Annotated in this window: 14 protein-coding genes; 3 read left to right on the top strand and 11 right to left on the bottom strand. The window is 73.9% G+C overall.

Features of this window, described 5'->3' with window-relative positions; translation table 11 throughout:
• Positions 1-95 precede the first annotated feature (95 nt).
• The gene (locus tag IE258_RS18275; RefSeq protein WP_189744752.1) at positions 96-626 is read right to left on the bottom strand and encodes a phage holin family protein; all 531 of its coding nucleotides are present in this window, start codon (positions 624-626) and stop codon (positions 96-98) included.
• A gap of 96 nt (positions 627-722) precedes the next feature.
• Between IE258_RS18275 and IE258_RS18270 the strand changes: the two genes are divergently transcribed.
• Positions 723-1,070, top strand: coding sequence for a VOC family protein (locus IE258_RS18270; RefSeq protein WP_189744750.1), 348 nt, complete (start codon positions 723-725; stop codon positions 1,068-1,070).
• Between the two features lie 42 nt (positions 1,071-1,112).
• On the opposite strand, the gene IE258_RS18265 is transcribed toward IE258_RS18270, so the two are convergent.
• A complete protein-coding gene (locus IE258_RS18265) occupies positions 1,113-3,074 on the bottom strand; it encodes a DUF5107 domain-containing protein (protein ID WP_189744748.1) in 1,962 nt (653 codons plus the stop codon).
• 181 nt (positions 3,075-3,255) lie between these two features.
• Between IE258_RS18265 and IE258_RS18260 the strand changes: the two genes are divergently transcribed.
• Positions 3,256-3,603, top strand: a complete 348-nt coding sequence (locus tag IE258_RS18260; RefSeq protein WP_127894673.1) for a DUF6204 family protein — start codon at positions 3,256-3,258, stop codon at positions 3,601-3,603.
• Here IE258_RS18260 and IE258_RS18255 read toward each other — a convergent pair.
• The 7 genes from IE258_RS18255 to IE258_RS18225 all read right to left on the bottom strand — a co-directional run bounded on the left by IE258_RS18255 (position 3,575) and on the right by IE258_RS18225 (position 10,581).
• Complete coding sequence (locus IE258_RS18255) at positions 3,575-4,165, bottom strand: GNAT family N-acetyltransferase (RefSeq protein ID WP_189744746.1); 591 nt, start codon at positions 4,163-4,165, stop codon at positions 3,575-3,577. The two genes, IE258_RS18260 and IE258_RS18255, sit on opposite strands and share 29 nt — an antisense overlap.
• 9 nt (positions 4,166-4,174) lie before the next feature.
• Positions 4,175-5,116: a S66 peptidase family protein gene (locus tag IE258_RS18250; protein ID WP_189744744.1), complete on the bottom strand. Its 942-nt coding sequence runs from the start codon at positions 5,114-5,116 to the stop codon at positions 4,175-4,177.
• Entirely contained in the window at positions 5,113-7,080 is a 1,968-nt protein-coding gene (locus tag IE258_RS18245; RefSeq protein WP_189744742.1) for a S9 family peptidase, read from the bottom strand. The genes IE258_RS18250 and IE258_RS18245 overlap by 4 nt, the downstream gene beginning before the upstream one ends.
• Before the next feature lie 42 nt (positions 7,081-7,122).
• Positions 7,123-8,448 carry a M20/M25/M40 family metallo-hydrolase gene (locus tag IE258_RS18240; RefSeq protein ID WP_189744740.1) on the bottom strand — a complete coding sequence of 442 codons (1,326 nt, stop codon included), beginning with the start codon at positions 8,446-8,448 and terminating at the stop codon, positions 7,123-7,125.
• Entirely contained in the window at positions 8,441-9,274 is an 834-nt protein-coding gene (locus IE258_RS18235; RefSeq protein WP_127894669.1) for a M55 family metallopeptidase, read from the bottom strand. The genes IE258_RS18240 and IE258_RS18235 overlap by 8 nt, the downstream gene beginning before the upstream one ends.
• A 95-nt stretch (positions 9,275-9,369) precedes the next feature.
• Complete coding sequence (locus IE258_RS18230) at positions 9,370-9,849, bottom strand: NUDIX domain-containing protein (RefSeq protein ID WP_308434190.1); 480 nt, start codon at positions 9,847-9,849, stop codon at positions 9,370-9,372.
• A gap of 9 nt (positions 9,850-9,858) precedes the next feature.
• Complete coding sequence (locus IE258_RS18225) at positions 9,859-10,581, bottom strand: class I SAM-dependent methyltransferase (protein WP_189744736.1); 723 nt, start codon at positions 10,579-10,581, stop codon at positions 9,859-9,861.
• Positions 10,582-10,791: 210 nt separating this feature from the next.
• Here IE258_RS18225 and IE258_RS18220 point away from each other — a divergent pair, with 210 nt between their 5' ends.
• Entirely contained in the window at positions 10,792-11,049 is a 258-nt protein-coding gene (locus IE258_RS18220) for a hypothetical protein (protein WP_189744734.1), read from the top strand.
• A gap of 87 nt (positions 11,050-11,136) precedes the next feature.
• Here the strand turns inward: IE258_RS18220 and IE258_RS18215 are convergent, their stop codons facing one another.
• Positions 11,137-13,632, bottom strand: coding sequence for an ATP-binding SpoIIE family protein phosphatase (locus tag IE258_RS18215; RefSeq protein ID WP_189744732.1), 2,496 nt, complete (start codon positions 13,630-13,632; stop codon positions 11,137-11,139).
• Between the two features lie 146 nt (positions 13,633-13,778).
• A complete protein-coding gene (locus tag IE258_RS18210) occupies positions 13,779-16,235 on the bottom strand; it encodes an MFS transporter (protein ID WP_189744730.1) in 2,457 nt (818 codons plus the stop codon).
• Between the last annotated feature and the right edge of the window lie 66 nt (positions 16,236-16,301).

Here is a 16,301-nt window from a genome sequence, read left to right as displayed (position 1 = left end):
CACGACGGCCGGGGGCACGGCGGCACACAGGGGTACGCCCGCACGGAAGGCATCCGTGCGGGCGTACCCCTGTGCGGGGCGGGGCGCGGTGCGGGTCAGCCGCGCCCGCGCCTGTTCTCGGGGTCGACGTCGTCCTGACGGGGTGCGGCGGGCCCGGTGCCGCCCGGTGCGGGTGTGCCGGCGCCCGGGGCGCCGGTCGCGCCGCCCACACCACCGGGCGCGACGGGCGGCATCGGCGGGTAGGGCACGCCGAGTCCGCCCGGCGGGGCGGCGGGCGCGCCGCCGCCGGGAACGTGGTCGTGCCCGGCGCCGTGTGCCGCACCCGGCCGCGACGGGTGGGGCCGGGCCGCGCCCCGCAGCAGGTACGCCACGACGCCCAGGAGGGCGGCCGTGATCAGCGCGGCGGCCCAGCCCGGCAGGGCGACGGCGAGCGCCAGCCCCACGGCGAGCGCGACGGCGCCGCCCGCGTACAGGGCGGCGGTGCCGGACGCGGCGTACAACGCGGCCTTGCGGCGCTGCCTGCGGGTCTGTTCACGCAGTTCGTCGCGCACGGTCTCGCGTGCCACCTGCGCCAGTTCGTCGACCAGTTGCCTGTCCAGGTGTTCCAAGTGATCCATGCGTTCCATGCCTTGCGGGTACCCGGGGGCCCGGCTTCCATGGCCGGACGCCCGGACGGCCGGACGGGGAGTGGGCGGCCGGTCGTTCCAACTAGGCTCGTCCGTATGGACATTCTGGGAGCCACACTGCGCATCTACGTCGACGACCTGGACAAGGCGATCCCCTTCTACGAGGGTCTGGCCGGTGGCGAGGCCCTTCGTTTCGAACGCGGCGGTGTCGAGGTGGCCGCCATCGGCTGCTTCCTGCTGATGAGCGGGCCCGAGTCCCAGCTCGAGGTGTTGCGCAAGGTGTCCGCGACCGTCGCCGTGTCGGACGTCGTGGAGACCCATCGCGTCCTCAGCTCCCTGGGCGCCGACATCATCGCCGGCCCGGTCGCGACGCCCGGGGGCCGCAATCTGATCGCCCGGCATCCGGACGGGGTGATCTACGAGTACGTGGACCGGCAGCAGTAGCGCCCCCGCCCACACCCACGGACACCCCGAGGCCCGGCGGGCTCACTCCCCGCCCGGCCACATCCGGAAGTCGTAGCGGGCCGGCAGCGGTGCGTCGTCCAGCCTCGCCCACAGCAGGCCGATGCTGTCGGCGCCCTCCCTCAGGTCGGCGACCTCGAAGTTCTCGTCGAACACGGCCCGCGCCTCCTCGTGCCGGCCCTCCGCGGCCAGCAACTCGCCCTCGGCCAGCCGGAACCGGCCGCGGGCCCGGGTCGCGGCGTCCAGCCGCTCCCACACGGTCCGGGCGTCCGCGGTGCGTCCCACCGCGAGCAGCGCCCCGATCGCCTCCCGGCCGAGCGCGGCGGCGACGGCCGCCCATCCCTCGTCCCCTTCCGCCGCTCCGGTCCGGCGTGCGCACAGGTCGTCGAATGCCTCCGCGTACCGGTCGGCGGCGCGCTCGCGGTGGCCGTCCTCCTGGTCGGCGACGGCGAGGCAGCGCAGCAACGGCCAGCGGTCGACAGCGGACTTGAGCCCGCGCTCCCAACTGCGCACCGCCTGCGCCCGGTCGTCGCCGTGCCACTGGGCGACCCCGAGGTGGTACTCGGCGAGGGGGGTGGCGGCCGTGGTCTCCAGCATGTCCCGCCAGGGCCGGGCGACCAGCGTGCCGCCGGGCGGCTCGTGGTGTTCCGGTTCGGGCAGGGACCCGGCGCGCAGCAGGTGCAGCCAGGGCCGCTGCGGCGCGCCGAGGGTGTCCTCGTCGAAGGGTGTGCCGGGCAGCTTCCAGCCGGCCCGCAGCACTTCCAGCGCGCCCCAGCCCGACCCGGTGGCCAGGCGCTCGCCGGGCTCGGTGTCGGCGTACGGCCGCCAGGCGTCGTGGGCGGCGTCGACGTCGGCCCGCGGCAGGGCTGCCGCCAGCCGGTCCTCGGCCCGGCGCAGCACGGTGTGCCAGTCGCCGTCCGGCGAGGCGTCGAGCGGTCCGTACGCCTCCAGCCAGGACACCTCGCTCTCCGCCTCCAGCTTGACGTGTTCGAGCTGGGTGCGGGCGAGTCCGGCCTGGATCTCGCAGTAGCCGCCGGTGCCGGGTTCGGTGAGCCACTCCTGCCAGCGGCGTCCGCCGGGTCCGGTGCCCCACACGAACAGCTTGCGGCCGCGCAGCAGGTCGGTCGAGGTCTGCACGAGCCCGTGGCCGTCCGCGTCGAGCGCGGCGATCCAGCGTCGCCGGTCGTCCGGCACCTCGTAGAAGTAGTCGGCGGCGTAGGTGCTGTTCAGCGGGTAGGTCCGGTCGACCCCGTCGTACTCCGGGACGGGCACCCGGCGCAGCCTGCGCTCGTAGCCGAAGTGCCATGCCTCGTCGGCGGGGGCGAGGACGCGGCGGTCCTCGGGGACGGCGATGTTGGACCACCAGTAGGTGGGCACCGGGCGCTCGTGCGGGTTGCGGATGCGGGCGCCGACGTAGAGGAAGTCCGAGCCGTCCGGCAGCCACAGGTCGACCTGGAAGGGCAGGTCGCGCAGCCGCTCCCACTCCCACAGGCGCAGCATCTGGCCGCCGTCCGGGGCGGGGACGCGAGCGGCGTGCACGGGTGAGCAGGACAGGGTGGTGTGGCCGGTGGCGCCGATGTTCCATTCGATGCCGCCGGAGAACCAGGCGCCGTTGAGGGCGAAGTTGGCGGGCTGGAGGACGGGGTTGACGTAGAGGAGTTCGCGGTCGGTCGGCTTGTGGTGGAGGGAGGCGATGCGGCCGCCGAGGGCCGGCAGGACGGTGGCCCTCAGCCGGTCGTTCTCGATGACGAGGGCGTCCAGCCCGCTCGGTGCGCGCTTTCGGTCGTAGCCGTCGCGGACCTGGGCGGGCAGCAGGCTGCGCAGTGGTGCGTAGTCGACCTGGCGGGCCATGTCGCGCGGCAGGTCCGCCCGGTCCCGGTCGTCGATGCGGTGGGCCTCGTCCAGGGGACGCAGCGGCGGCAGGGGGTTGTCCGGCCCCAGCGGCGCGGCGGGCAGGGTCAGTACCTCGCGTCGGATCGTCGTCACGGTTGTCCATGGAAGCCGTTCCCCGCCACGGTGAACAGGGTCTCCGTGGACCGGGCCGGGGCGACGTGCCTCACGTTTAATCCGCTGGGACCCGTGAGGGCACGGGCGTAGGGTCGGGCGGTCGACGCGCGTACCAGGACGAAGCAGACGACGAAGATGAAGAGGACGAAGGAGAGCGGCCGTGAGTGAGCAGCACACCTACCGGGTGATCGTCCGGGGCACCTGGGAGGGGCTGACCGAGGAGGCGCGGGACCGGCTGCTCGCCGAGGCGGGCGAGCACGGGATGGCGAGCATGCGGTTCACCGAGGAGGGCTCGCTGTCGTACGAGCCCGCACCGCTGAAGCATTTCTCGATGCGCTACGTGGTGGTGTCGGACGCGGCGGACGGCGAGGAGATGGCGGGAGCGATCGCCGAGGACCGGGCGGAGGGCACGCTGCGCGGGCTCGGCTACGGGTTCGGCGACCTCAAGTCCACGGTGACGGACCTGGACACGATGAAGATCAACCGGAAGTCACGGTCTCGGCGGTGATCGCCCAGCGCTGGTGGTCCCGCCAGGCGCCGTCGATGTAGAGCATCCTCGGCGAGAAGCCCTCCAGGTGGAAGCCGCAGGCGCGGGCCAGCGCGATCGAGGCGGCGTTGCCCGGCTGGACGTTGATCTCCAGCCGGTGCAGCCGCATCGGCCCGAACGCATGGCGCACCACGAGGCCGAGACCTTCGCGCATCAGTCCGCGGCCCGCCGCGTGCGCGAAGGCGCCGTAGCCGAGCGCGCCGCTGCGGAACCCGCCCTCGACGATGTTGTTGATGTTCACGAACCCGGCGATGGAGCCGCCGTCCGGCACCGGGCGCCGAGCCCCGTCCGCCGCCTCCGCGCCCTTCTCGCACACCAGGAAGCCGGCCTTGGTGGGGTCTTCGATGAGCCGCCCCGCGTATGCCTCGTACGCCTGGGCGCTGTCCGGCGGGAAGAGCCAGGGGTGGTGCAGGTCCTTGCTCTGCCGGGCCCGGGCGGTGAACTCGGCACCGTCCGCGTAGGTGAAGTACCGGATGCCCACGCGCGGGCCCTCGGCGAGGTGGCGGGACGGGATGTGCGGCATGGGGGCAGCCTACGACGGCCGGTCCAGCGCCGGCCGGTCCAGCGTCAAGGTGCCCGCGTCCGCGTCGAGTTCCGCGGGTATGCCGAACGGGACGGTGAGCGCCCCCTCGCAGTGTCCGAACCCGAAGTTCTCGACGACCGGCACGCCGAGCCCGCCGAGCCGGTCGGCCAGCAGGGGCCGCAGCCGCTCGTAGGGCCCGCAGTCCGCCCACGACCCGAGCAGCAGGCCGCCGACGCCGTCGAGCCAGCCGGCCCGGAGCAACTGCGTGAGGTAGCGGTCGACGCGGTACGCCTCCTCCCCCACGTCCTCCAGGCACAGCAGTCCGCCGCGGGCGGAGGGCCGGGCGTGCGGCGTGCCCAGGTCGGCGGCGAGCAGGGCCAGGCAGCCGCCCAGGGTGACGCCGTGGGCCCGGCCGGGCACCAGCGCTGTGCCGCCCGAGGTGATCACCCGGACCGTCTCCGGCTCGAACAGGGTGGCCCGCAGGTGCTCCTGTGCCCGGGCGTTCTTGATGAAGTCGATCCCGGCCGCCATCGGCCCGTGCAGGGTGACCAGGCCGAGGCGGGCGGCGAACGCCTCGTGCAGTGCGGTGATGTCGCTGAAGCCCACGAACACCTTGGGACCGGCCGCGCGCATCGCCTCCCAGTCGAGCAGGTCGGCCATACGCTGGGCGCCGTACCCGCCGCGGGCGCACAGCACCGCGTCCACGGCCGGGTCGCACCAGGCGGCCTGGAGGTCGGCGGCCCGGTCGGCGTCGGTGCCCGCGAGGTAGTCGAAGGTGCCGTGCCGGTCCAGGACGTGGGGCGCCACGACCGGGTCGAGGTCCCAGCCGCGCAGCACGTCCAGGCCCGCCTGGAGCCGCTCCTCGGGCACCGGCCCGCTGGGCGCGACGACGGCCACCCGGGCACCGGGGGCGAGCCGGGCCGGCCGGACCAGCTCCGCCACCCGGCTCATCGGGTCAGCTCCAGGGTGGGGATGCCGGGCGGGGTCAGCCCGAAGACCTGGGCGTAGAGGGACAGCTCGGCCTCCAGGGCGCGCACCATGGTCTCCGCGCGGCGGAATCCGTGTCCCTCGCCCTCGAAGGCGAGGTAGGCGTGCGGCACGCCGCGGCCCGCCATGCGGTCGAGGAACCGCTCGCACTGCACGGGCGGGCAGATCACGTCGTCCAGTCCCTGGAGCAGCAGGAACGGGGCGGTGACGCTCTCGGCGTGCTCGGCGGGCGACCGCTCGGTGTAGCGGTCCGGGACCTCGGCGTACGGCCCGATCAGGCTCTCCAGGTACTGGGACTCGAAGTCGTGGGTCTCGCCGGTGCCCCAGCCGGTCAGGTCCAGGATCGGGTAGATGATCGTGCCGCAGGCGTAGACGTCGGTGGTGGCCAGCGACGCGGCGGAGGTCCAGCCGCCCGCGCTGCCGCCGCGCACGGCGAGCCGCTCCCGGTCGGCGGTGCCCTCCTCGGCGAGGGCCAGGGCGACGGCCGCGCAGTCCTCGACGTCGACGACGCCCCACTGTTCGCGCAGCCGGTTGCGGTACTCCCGGCCGTGCCCGCTGGACCCCCCGTAGTTGACCTCGGCGACGCCGATGCCGCGGGAGGTGAAGTAGGCGATCTCCAGGTCGAGGACGAGCGGGGATCGGCTGGTGGGACCGCCGTGCGCCCAGATGACGTACGGCGGCAGCTCTCCGTCGGGGGCGCGGCAGTCCGGGTGGTGCGGCGGGTAGAGGTGGGTGTGGATCTCGCGGCCGCCCGGGCCCGTGAACGTACGGATCCTCGGCCGCGGGTAGTACGCCGGGTCGGTGACGTCCTCGTGCGGGGCGCCGATCACCCGGGCGCGGCCGGTGCGGGCGTCCAGCTCGACGACCTCGTAGCCGCTGTGCGGGCTCGCGCCGACGCCGACGACCCGTTCCCCGTGCGCGGCGAGGGCGGGCGCGAACTCGGTCCAGGGGCCCGCGGCGTCGACGACGTCGCCGGTCTCGGGGTCGAGTATGCCGAGGACGGCGGCGCCGCGGCCGTGCAGGACCGCGACGAGGCCGCTGTCCAGGGGCGCGAACCAGCGCTGCCCGAGCTTCCACAGCGGCCCGCCGAACTCCTCCTCGCGGGCGCACAGCGGCAGCCCGTCGCGGTAGAGGTTCCACCAGCCGGTGCGATCGGAGGCGTACAGGAGGGTGCCGTCCGGGGCCCAGTCCGCCTGGGCGATCGACTCCTCGGGCCCCCCGGCGACGGTCCGGGCGTCCCGGAACGTGCCCTCGGGGCCGACCTCGGCGACGATCAGCTCGGTGCCGTCCCAGGGCATGCGCGGGTGGTCCCAGGCGAGCCAGGCGGCGCGGCCCCCGTCGGGCGAGAGGCGGGGCCCGGTGACGAAGCGGTGCCGCTCGGGGGCGAGTTCGCGGACCGCGCCCCGGTCGTCGGCCGCGGAGCCGTCCAGCGGCACCGCCACCGGGACGCGGCGCACGTCGGTGGGCCCCTCGCCGGTGAACTCCTCCAGGACGCACCACACCTCGCCGCGCTCGGGGCGCGGGTCCGGCTCGATCCAGCGCAGCCCGCCGCCCACCGGGGAGAGCGGGGTCAGCGGGCGCGGCTCGCCGCCGCCGGGCGTGAAGGCGTACAGCCGCTGGTCGGGGAAGTTCACGAAGACCACCAGCGGACCGGCGTCGGTCGTGACCGCTCCCCACGGCCGGCCGCCGTACTCGATGACGCGGCTGCGCACGTTCCACGGTGCGGGCAGCACCGGTTCCTCGGTGCCGTCGGCGTGCCGCCGCACCAGGGTGCGCCGCCCGCCCTCGGTGGGCCGGGGTGCGGTCCACCACACCTCGTCGCCGACGAAGCCGACGTCGTCGGGCCGTCCGTCGTGCGCGGCGGCGAGCGCCGCGTCGACGGGCGAGGGCCACGATCCGTACGAAAGAGTCGGCACTGACTCCCCCACTTCTCCTCCAGCTGCTTGCTCGTCCGGGCGGTGCCCGGGTCTTTACGCCGTGCGCAGGAAACGGTCGAGGACACGGACTCCGAAGTGCAGCGCCTCGACCGGGACCCGTTCGTCCACGCCGTGGAAGAGGGCCTGGTAGTCGAAGCCCTCGGGCAGCTTCAGCGGCGCGAAGCCGTATCCGGTGATGCCGAGCTGTGAGAACTGCTTGGCGTCGGTGCCGCCGGACATGCAGTACGGCACGACGTGCCCCTCGGGCGCGAACTCCTCCACGGCCGCACGCATCCGGGCGTACGTCGGCGAGTCCACCGGCGCCTGGAGGGCCACCTCGCGGTGGACGAACTCCCAGTCCACGTCCGGCCCGGTGAGCCGGTCGAGGGTGCTGCGGAACTCGTCCTCGCCGCCGTACAGGAACCGTCCGTCGACGTGGGCGACGGCCTCTCCCGGGATGACGTTGACCTTGTACCCGGCGTCCAGCATGGTCGGGTTGCTGCTGTTGCGGACGGTGGCCTCGACCAGTTTCCCGGCCTGGCCGAGCTTGTCCAGCAGGGCATCGACGTCGCTCAGGTCGGTCTCGATGCCGTAGACGGCGGCGATCTCGGTCAGGGCCGCGCGCACGGTCGGGGTCAGGCGCAGCGGCCACTCGTGGTCGCCGATGCGGGTGATCGCGGCGGCGAGCCGGGTGACCGCGTTCTGACGGTTCACCTTGGAGCCGTGCCCGGCCCGGCCGCGCGCGGTGAGCTTGAGCCAGCCCGTGCCCCGCTCACCGGCGGCGATGGGGTAGAACTGCCGCCCGGCCCCGTCGTGGAAGGTGAACGCCCCGGACTCGCTGACGCCCTCGGTGCAGCCCTCGAACAGGGCGGCGTGCCGGTCGGCGAGGAAGCCGGAGCCGTCCTCGGCGCTGGCCTCCTCGTCCGCGGTGAACGCGATCACCACGTCCCGCCGGGGGCGCACGCCCCGCCGGGCCCAGTCGCGGACGACGGCGAGGATCATCGCGTCCATGTTCTTCATGTCGACCGCGCCGCGCCCCCAGACGACGCCGTCGCGGATCTCCCCGGAGAACGGGTCGACGCTCCAGTCGCCGGCCTCGGCGGGCACCACGTCCAGGTGACCGTGGACCAGCAGCGCGTCGGCCGACGGATCGGTGCCCGCGATGCGGGCCACCACGTTGGTGCGGCCGGGGGTCCGCTCCAGCAGCGTGGGCTCGATCCCGGCCTCGGCGAGCCGCGCGGCGGCGTACTCGGCGGCCGGGCGCTCCTGGCAGTCGCCGCCGCCGCGGTTGGTGGTGTCGATCCGGATCAGCTCGGAGGTGAACCGGACGACCTCGTCCAGCGCCTCGGCGTCCGTGCCGGTCCCCGTGTGCTCAGCCATACTGCTCCTCCACCGCCGCCGAGACGATCGTCGTGACCGCCTTGAACGTCCGGATCGCCTCGAACATCGTGTCGTGGGTGTACGCCACCTTCCGCTCCCCGACCTGCGCCACACCGGGCACCACGGTCGCCGCGGCCGCCAGGTGCTCGGCGTCGAACTCCAGGGCGAGGGTGAAGGGACCGCCGGTCACCGGCTCGTGCCGCACCGCCAGCGCGGTGGCCTCCTTGGCCGCGTCCCGGATGTCAGCGGCGGTCCTGGCCGGTGTGCGGCACACGGCCGCGTACCGCGACACGTGGTCCTTGACCGCGACCTTGCGCGCCTCGGGCGCGTAGCCGAGCGCGTCCTCGCAGGCCACGTCGTCCCCGGTGACGAGCACCACGGGTACTCCGTACTCGGCGACCACGTGTGCGTTGAGCAGACCCTCACTGGCCCGTACGTCGTTCAGCCAGACGCCGGTGAGCTGGTTGGCGAGGTAGGTGTGCGCGAGGACACCTTCCATACCGGCGCCCGCGTGGTACCCGATGAACGCTATGCCGTCCACGTCGCCGTGCTGGACGCCCTCCACCATGGACAGCGCCTTGTGCCGCCCGGTGAGCATCTCCGTGCGCTCGTCGAGACGCTCCAGGAGGAGGTTGCGCATGCTCCAGTGCGCCTCGTTGACCAGCACCTCGTCGGCGCCGCCGTCGAAGAAGCCCAGCACGGCCGCGTTCACGTCCGAGGTGAACATCGACCGGCACCGCTCCCACTGCGGCGTCCCCGGCAGCACGTCGGCCGGCCAGGTGACGCCGGTGGCGCCTTCCATGTCGGCACTGATGAGGATCTTCATGGCTCGAACCGTACGCGGTGCCCGGCCACCTCTGCCAGGGCTGTGGATAACCATCGGTGGTCTAGACCTCTAGAGTGCCCTCGTACGGCCTACCATCAGCGCTTTCCCGGACGGTCGCGCCACGGGCCGTCCGGCACCAGGGCGTCGAGAATCGCCGGCAGCCCCGGCGGCTCGACCCGGTCGGGCAGCGAGTCCAGAGCGGACCAGGCCGTCCACTCGTACCTGTCCAGGCTGGCCTGCTCGTCGGGGAGCAGGCCGGTCCGCACGAGCGCGGGCCGCTCGGCGGCGAACTCGGCGACGTAGAAGCGCTCCGTTCCGGTGTACCGCCTGCCGTTCCACCACAGGTCGCGCTCGACCGGTATCGACCGGTCGAGCACCGCGGCCGGGTCGAGCCCGGTCTCCTCGGCCAGTTCGCGCCGTGCCGCCGCCAGGGGCGTCTCACCCGGCTCGATGCCGCCACCCGGTGGCTCCCAGACGTACCCGCCGTCGAACGGGTCCCGCCAGCGCAGGAGCAGCAGGCGGCGGGCGGCGTCCAGACAGATGACCCGGCACGCGGGCCGGTGCGTCGAGTCCACCACCCGATGCTAGGCGACGCCCGCCACGACCCACGTGGACGGCAGCTCGATGCGGGTGCCGTCCGACGTGTACTCGGTGGTGACCAGCGGGAGTTCGCCGCTCGCCAGGACGGTCAGTCCGGCCGAGCGGAGGTACTCGGGCACCGCCTCGTCGGGGACCGAGCCGGGGGTCAGGCCGTGGCGGAGGACGGGGGCGAGCTTGGCGGGCGGCCCGGCCGGGCCCTGGGCCAGGTCCATCAGGACGGTCTTGGCCTCCTGGGAGGGCTCGACCAGGAAGGCGCGGCCGCGTTCGCCGAGGAGCGCGGCGAGGGCGTCGGCCAGGGGCTGCCGGTCGTCGGGCTCGCACTGGTGCAGGACGCCCCGGACGTACACGTTCGCGTCGCCCAGTTCGGTGTGCAGCGTCTCCGCCTCGGCCTTGTCGGCGGCGTCCAGTTGCCGGTACGCGGCCAGTCCGGCGGGGTCGGCGTGGCGGGCGTGGCCGAGGGCGGCGGCGGAGAGGTCGGCGCCGACCACGTGCGGGAAGCGTTCGGCGAAATAGCGGGTCTGGGTGCCGTTGCCGCAGCCCAGGTCGATCAGCGGCAGGGCGGGGTCGGTCAGGTGCGGCTCGAAGTGGGCCAGGTGGCGACCGGCGGTCAGAGTGGGCTCCGCGTCCCAGAACACCGCCCCCCGGTCCCCGGATGCCTCGCTCCAGAAGCCCTCCCAGGCGTCCCGGTACCGACTCGTCACGCTCATGCCCGTCTCCCCAGGTGCGACGACGTACGGCCCGCCGGCGACGGCGGGTTCGTACGGTGTATCGCGCCCGGCGCACGGCCACAAGCGCCGGGCGCATACCTTCACCGGCCGTTCGCGCCGGGCGGATTCGGTCCGCGGGCCGATCCGGTACATTGCGCCGGTCGGCCGGGCGCGGGACAGCGCCGGCGGCAGGGCGAGCGGGGGGAACGCATGGGTGTCGGAAAGTACCGGGACATCGAGGTCGGGGACATGCCGCCGGTGGTCGCCGCCGTCCTTGGCGTGCTGCTCCTGGCCTTGTTCTGCGGTCTCATGTGGTACCTGACCAGGCTCGACCACACCAAGCTCAGGGACTCCCGTGCTCGCGCGCGGGCCGCGCGGGGCAGGAAGAGCCGGCGTCGCCAGCGGGAACTGCGCGCCCGGCGCGAGTCCCTGCAGCGCAGGGCGGCACGACGCCGCGACGCCGCCTAGGTGTATTGACCGCAGCGTTGTTCACGCGGGTGATCGGTGGGCGGCCGCCGCTCGGTGGGCGGCCGCCGCGCGGCGGCCGCCCCGGCGTCAGCGGTACCGGGCGGGCAGCGTCAGCTCGAACCACACCGTCTTGCCCGCGTTGGTGCGGCTGGCGCCCCAGGCGCGGGCGAGGGTGCTGACCACGCGCAGGCCGCGCCCGGTCTCGTCCTCGGGACCCGCGCTCTCCAGCGCCGGCAGGTCGTGGTCGTCGTCGTCCACCTCGCACAGCAGCGTGTCGGCGCGCACCAGGCGCAGTTCGACGGGGCGGGCGTGGGAGTGCCGTACGGCGTTGGTGACGAGCTCGCTGACCATCAGCTCGGCGGGACCGGCCAGCTTCGGCAGCCCCCAGTCGTGGAGTTGCTCGCGGACCGCCGCGCGGGCGCGGCCCACCTCGGCCGGGTCGCGGGCGAGGCGCCATTCGGCGACGGCGTCGGGCTCGATGCCGGTCAGCCGGGCCATCAGCAGGGCGACGTCGTCCTTGCGGCCGCCGCGGGTGCCCAGGGCGCGGATGATGGTGTCGCAGGCGTCGTCCATGGACGCGGCCGGGTGGGCGGCGGACTCGCAGAGGGTGGCCAGGCCGACGCCGATGTCCTCACCCCGCACCTCCACCAGGCCGTCGGTGCACATCACCAGCCGGTCGCCGGGCGCCACCGGCACGCGCACCGACTCGAAGGGCACCCCGCCGACGCCGATCGGCGCTCCCGTCGGCAGGTCGATCAGCTCGCTGGCGCCGTCCTCGGCACGGACCAGGACGGGCGGGATGTGACCGGCGTTGGCAAGCTCCAGTTCACCGGCGACCGGGTCGTACACGGCGTACAGGCAGGTCGCGAGGTGGGTGTCGCCGAGCCGCTGGGCGAGGTCGTCGAGGTTGCGCAGGAGCTGTGCGGGCGGCAGGTCGAGGCCGGCCATGGTCTGGACGGCGGTGCGCAACTGGCCCATCATCGCGGCCGAGCCCAGGCCGTGCCCCATGACGTCGCCGACGACGAGGGCGGTGCGGGCGCCCGGCAGCTTGACCGCGTCGAACCAGTCGCCGCCGACCCGCCCGAGCAGCGTCCCCGGCAGGTAGCGGGTGGCGATGTCGCAGCCCGCCAGGCGCGCGGGGATGTGCGGGAGCATGCTGTCCTGGAGCGTCTCGGCGACGTTCTCCTGGTGGGTGTACATGCGCGCGTTGTCGAGTACGAGGCCCGCGCGGGCGGCGAGTTCGGCGCCGGTGACGCGGTCCATGTCGTTGAACACGGGCCGCTCCGGGTGCCGGAGCAGGATCATGAAGCCGAGGACGACCTGTCGTGCCTTGAGCGGCACCAGCAGCATCGAGCGGCCCGTGATGAGCGGCCGGATGTCCCGCTTCTCGAACTGGGAGGCGATGGCGTGGCCCATCTCCTGCCTGATGCGGGGCACCAGGACCGGCTCACCGCTGGTCATGCACTGGAAGAAGGGGGTGTGCGCCGGGAAGGGCATGGCCTCGCCGACGGGTACGACGTCGTCCCAGCGGCCGGGTTCGTCGGTGTGCTCGAGGGCGACCCGGTGCCACATGGTCGTCGTGTCGGGCACGCCGTCGGGGAAACCCTCGCCCGCGACGACCTGTTCGCGCAGATAGGTGCCGGCGACGTCGGTGAAGCGGGGGACGACCGCCCGGCTGACCTCGACGATGGTCCGTGCGAGGTCGAGCGAGGTGCCGATCGCGCCGCTCACCTCGTTGAGGAACTCCAGGCGTTCGCGGACCGCCGCGTACTCCAGGTCCTCGGCCTCGTCCCGCAGTTCGTCCGGCACCGCTTCGCCCGCCGCCAGTGCCCGCGCGGCCCGCTCGCGGCGCGCCCGGCGCTCGGCACGCCGGGGAACGCCCCAGTCGGGGGTCACGGGCACCCGGTCGTTCTGGCTGAACTCGAGGACGGGGTAGCCCAGTTCGAGGACCTGCGCGACGATGCGGGCGCTCTCGCCGACGCTCATGCTGGGCAGGATCTCGGGGAGGCGGCGGGCGAGTTCGTCGGCTCCGGGGAAGTCGGTGTGCAGGGCGAATCCGGGCGCGATCCGCTCGACGACGGTCGGCCCGGCGCTGTCGTCGGTCCCGCCGGCGTAGTCCCGGCGCAGCCCGTCCGCGTCGGCGGCCAGCACGAGCAGCCGCTCCGGTCCGGGACCCACCAGGGGGTAGGCCCACCAGAGCACGTCCACGCGGCCGTCGGCCGGCACGGTCAGCCGGGCGCGGCCCGCCGCCGGGTAGGAGAGCCGCCCGTCGAGGGAGGACTCCAGGCCCGGCCCGAGGCCGTCGTGGTCCGGGTACGACCCGTACGCCGCGTCGTCGTCCTCCGCCCCGTCCCCGGGGAGCACGCCCGAGACGGGGAGCAGGTCGGCGGCGGGCCGCCCGATCGCCTCTTCCTTGGGCAGGGCGAACAACCGCCGTGCGCCACGGCTCCAGTGGGAGACCAGTCCGTCGCGGTCCACCACGACGACGGCCAGCGGGACACGGCCCGTCACGGGATCGGCCGGCACGGTGTCGGGTCCGGCACGGTGGCCGGGAGGTGCGTCCCGCTCGGTGCCATGGTCCATGGCGTCAGGCCCTCTCTGCCCACGGCTCCGCAAGATCTGTGTCGCCGTCACCACCGTACGGGGGTGGCCGGTGACCATGTGCGGCAACGGGGGAATTGGTGGCGCGCGAACGCACCGGCGCGCGAACGCGCGCCGGTGGGCCGGTCTCAGTCCTCGTGCCCGAGTTGCAGATCGCGTTCGGTACGGCCGCCACCGGCCACCTGGAGCACGGTCGCGACCGGCGGGTATCCGGCCGCGATGACGGTGTACTCGCCGGAGGACAGGTCCACGAACCGGAACGTGCCGTCGGGGCCGGTGGTCAGGGTGTCCACCACGTTGCCGGCCGCGTCGAGGAGCGTCACGCGCGCGTCCTCCACGACCCGTCCGCCGCCGGCCCGGACCGTGCCGCGCAGCACGGCGCCGCCGGCCAGCTCGACGTCCTGCCGGGTCTCCCGGGACGCCTGGACGCTGACCGGCAGGGCGGCCGGGCGGAAGGCGGGGGCACTGGCGGCGAGGGTGTACTCGCCCGCGACCAGCTCCGTGATGACGTAGCCGCCCTCGCGGCCGCTGCGGGTGGTGGCGACGACCTCGCCGTGGACGTTGGTGAGGGTGACGGTCGCGTCGCGCACCGGGCTGCCGTCGGCGGTCACGACGCTGCCGGCCAGGCGTCCGGCGCCGCCGAGGACCACGTCCAGCTCCACCGGGCGTTCGCCGACGGTGACCGAGACCGCCTGCGGCTGGTGGCCGCCGGCCGCGGCGATCAGGACGTACGCCCCGGAGCCGGGCGTGGCCAGCGCGTACCGTCCGTCGTCGCCGCTGGCGCCCCGGCCGATCTGCTGTCCCCCGACGTCGATGAGGGTGAGTGCCGCGCGGGGCACGACGGTGCCGTCGGGGTGCTGCACGGTGCCGCAGACGGGGATGCCGCCGGCGTAGGGCGAGCGGGCCGGTGGCACCTGGGCCGCCTGCTGCGGCTGCGGTGCGTGCGGTACGTGCTGTGCGGTCTCCGGCTCGGTGACGGGGGCGTTGTGGGACACCAGGGGTTTCTCCTTGAGGAAGAGGGCGATGAGGAGCCCGAGGACGAGCACCGGCACCAGGTAGAGGAAGATCCGCGGCATGGCGTCGGCGTACGCCCCGATGTAGGCGTCGCGCAGCGCCGGGGGCAGGGAGTGGACGAGCTGTGGGGTGATGGCCTCGGCGTCGGGGAGCCCGGCCCCCGCCTCGGCGGGGATCCGGTCGGCCAGGGCGTCGGTGAGCCGGCCGGTGAGAAGAGTGCCGAAGACGGCCGCGCCGACGCTCCCGCCGATCTGCCGGAAGTAGTTGTTGGCGCTGGTCGCGGTGCCCAGGTCGGTGGGGCGCACGGAGTTCTGCACGGCGAGGACCAGGACCGGCATCACCATGCCGATACCGGCTCCGAGGACGGCCATCCAGATGCTGTAGTTCAGCCGGGACGTGTCGGTGTCGAGGCGGGAGAGCAGCCACATGCCGAGGACGGACAGGGCGCTGCCGAGGATCGGGTGGCTGCGGTAGTGGCCGGTGCGGCTGATGAGCTGTCCGGAGAGGACCGAGGCGACGACGACACCGCCCATCATCGGCAGCATCAGCAGGCCGGACTCGGTGGCGCTGGCGCCGTCGACCATCTGCAGGAAGGTCGGCAGGTAGCTGGCGGCGCCGAACAGGGCGACACCGACGACGAGGCCGACCAGGGCGGTGACGTTGAAGATGGAGTCCCGGAACAGGCGCAGCGGGATCAGCGGTTCGGGCGCGAAGTGCTCGGCGACCAGGAAGAGCAGGGTGGCCGCGACCGCTCCGGCGCCGAGGCCGAGGATGACCTCGGAGCCCCACGCGTACTCGGTGCCGCCCCAACTGGTGAGCAGCACCAGGCAGGTGGAGGCGGCGGCGAGCAGCAGGGCGCCGAGGATGTCGAGGCGGCGCTTGACCCGCGGCCTGGGCAGCTTGAGGACGACGGCGACGACGGCCATGGTGACCAGGCCGAAGGGCACGTTGATGTAGAAGCACCAGCGCCAGGAGAGGTGGTCGGTGAAGTAGCCGCCGAGCAGTGGGCCCGCGACGGAGGCGAGTCCGAAGGCGGCGCCGATCAGGCCCATGTACCGGCCGCGTTCGCGGGGCGGCACGATGTCCGCGATGATCGCCTGCACGCCGATCATCAGGCCGCCCGCGCCGACGCCCTGCACCGCGCGGAAGGCGATCAGCTGGTCCATGGTCTGCGCCCGTCCGGCGAGCGCGGAGCCGACGACGAAGACCAGGATGGCGAACTGGAAGACGCCCTTGCGGCCGAAGAGGTCGCCGAGCTTGCCGTAGATGGGCAGTCCGACGGTCGAGGTGAGCAGGTACGCGGTGATCGCCCAGGACATCTTGTCCAGACCGTGCAGCTCACCGACGATCTTCGGCAGCGCCGTGGCGACGATCATCTGCTCCAGGGCGGCGAGCAGCAGCGCCAGCATCAGCCCGACGAAGACCAGCCGCACCCGGCGCGGGCTCAGCCCGGCAGTCGGCTCCCCGTCCGTCCCGGGAACGGGTGCCTTCGGGGGCACCCGGTCGGCGACGACCGGTTCGGCCTGTGCGGAATCCCTTACCGGGTCCTGCACCAGAGTGATCCCGCCCACGTACCGCTCCCCTCGTCACACCTGCTCACATTTGCCGCCTGAGGCGACAACTGCGAACAAGTGCGA

The sequence above is a fragment of the Streptomyces tendae genome (assembly GCF_014650435.1).
Taxonomy (GTDB): Bacteria; Actinomycetota; Actinomycetes; order Streptomycetales; family Streptomycetaceae; genus Streptomyces; species Streptomyces tendae.
The sequence above is the reverse complement of the archived record's forward strand: the minus strand, read 5'-3'. Positions and strand labels throughout refer to the sequence as shown.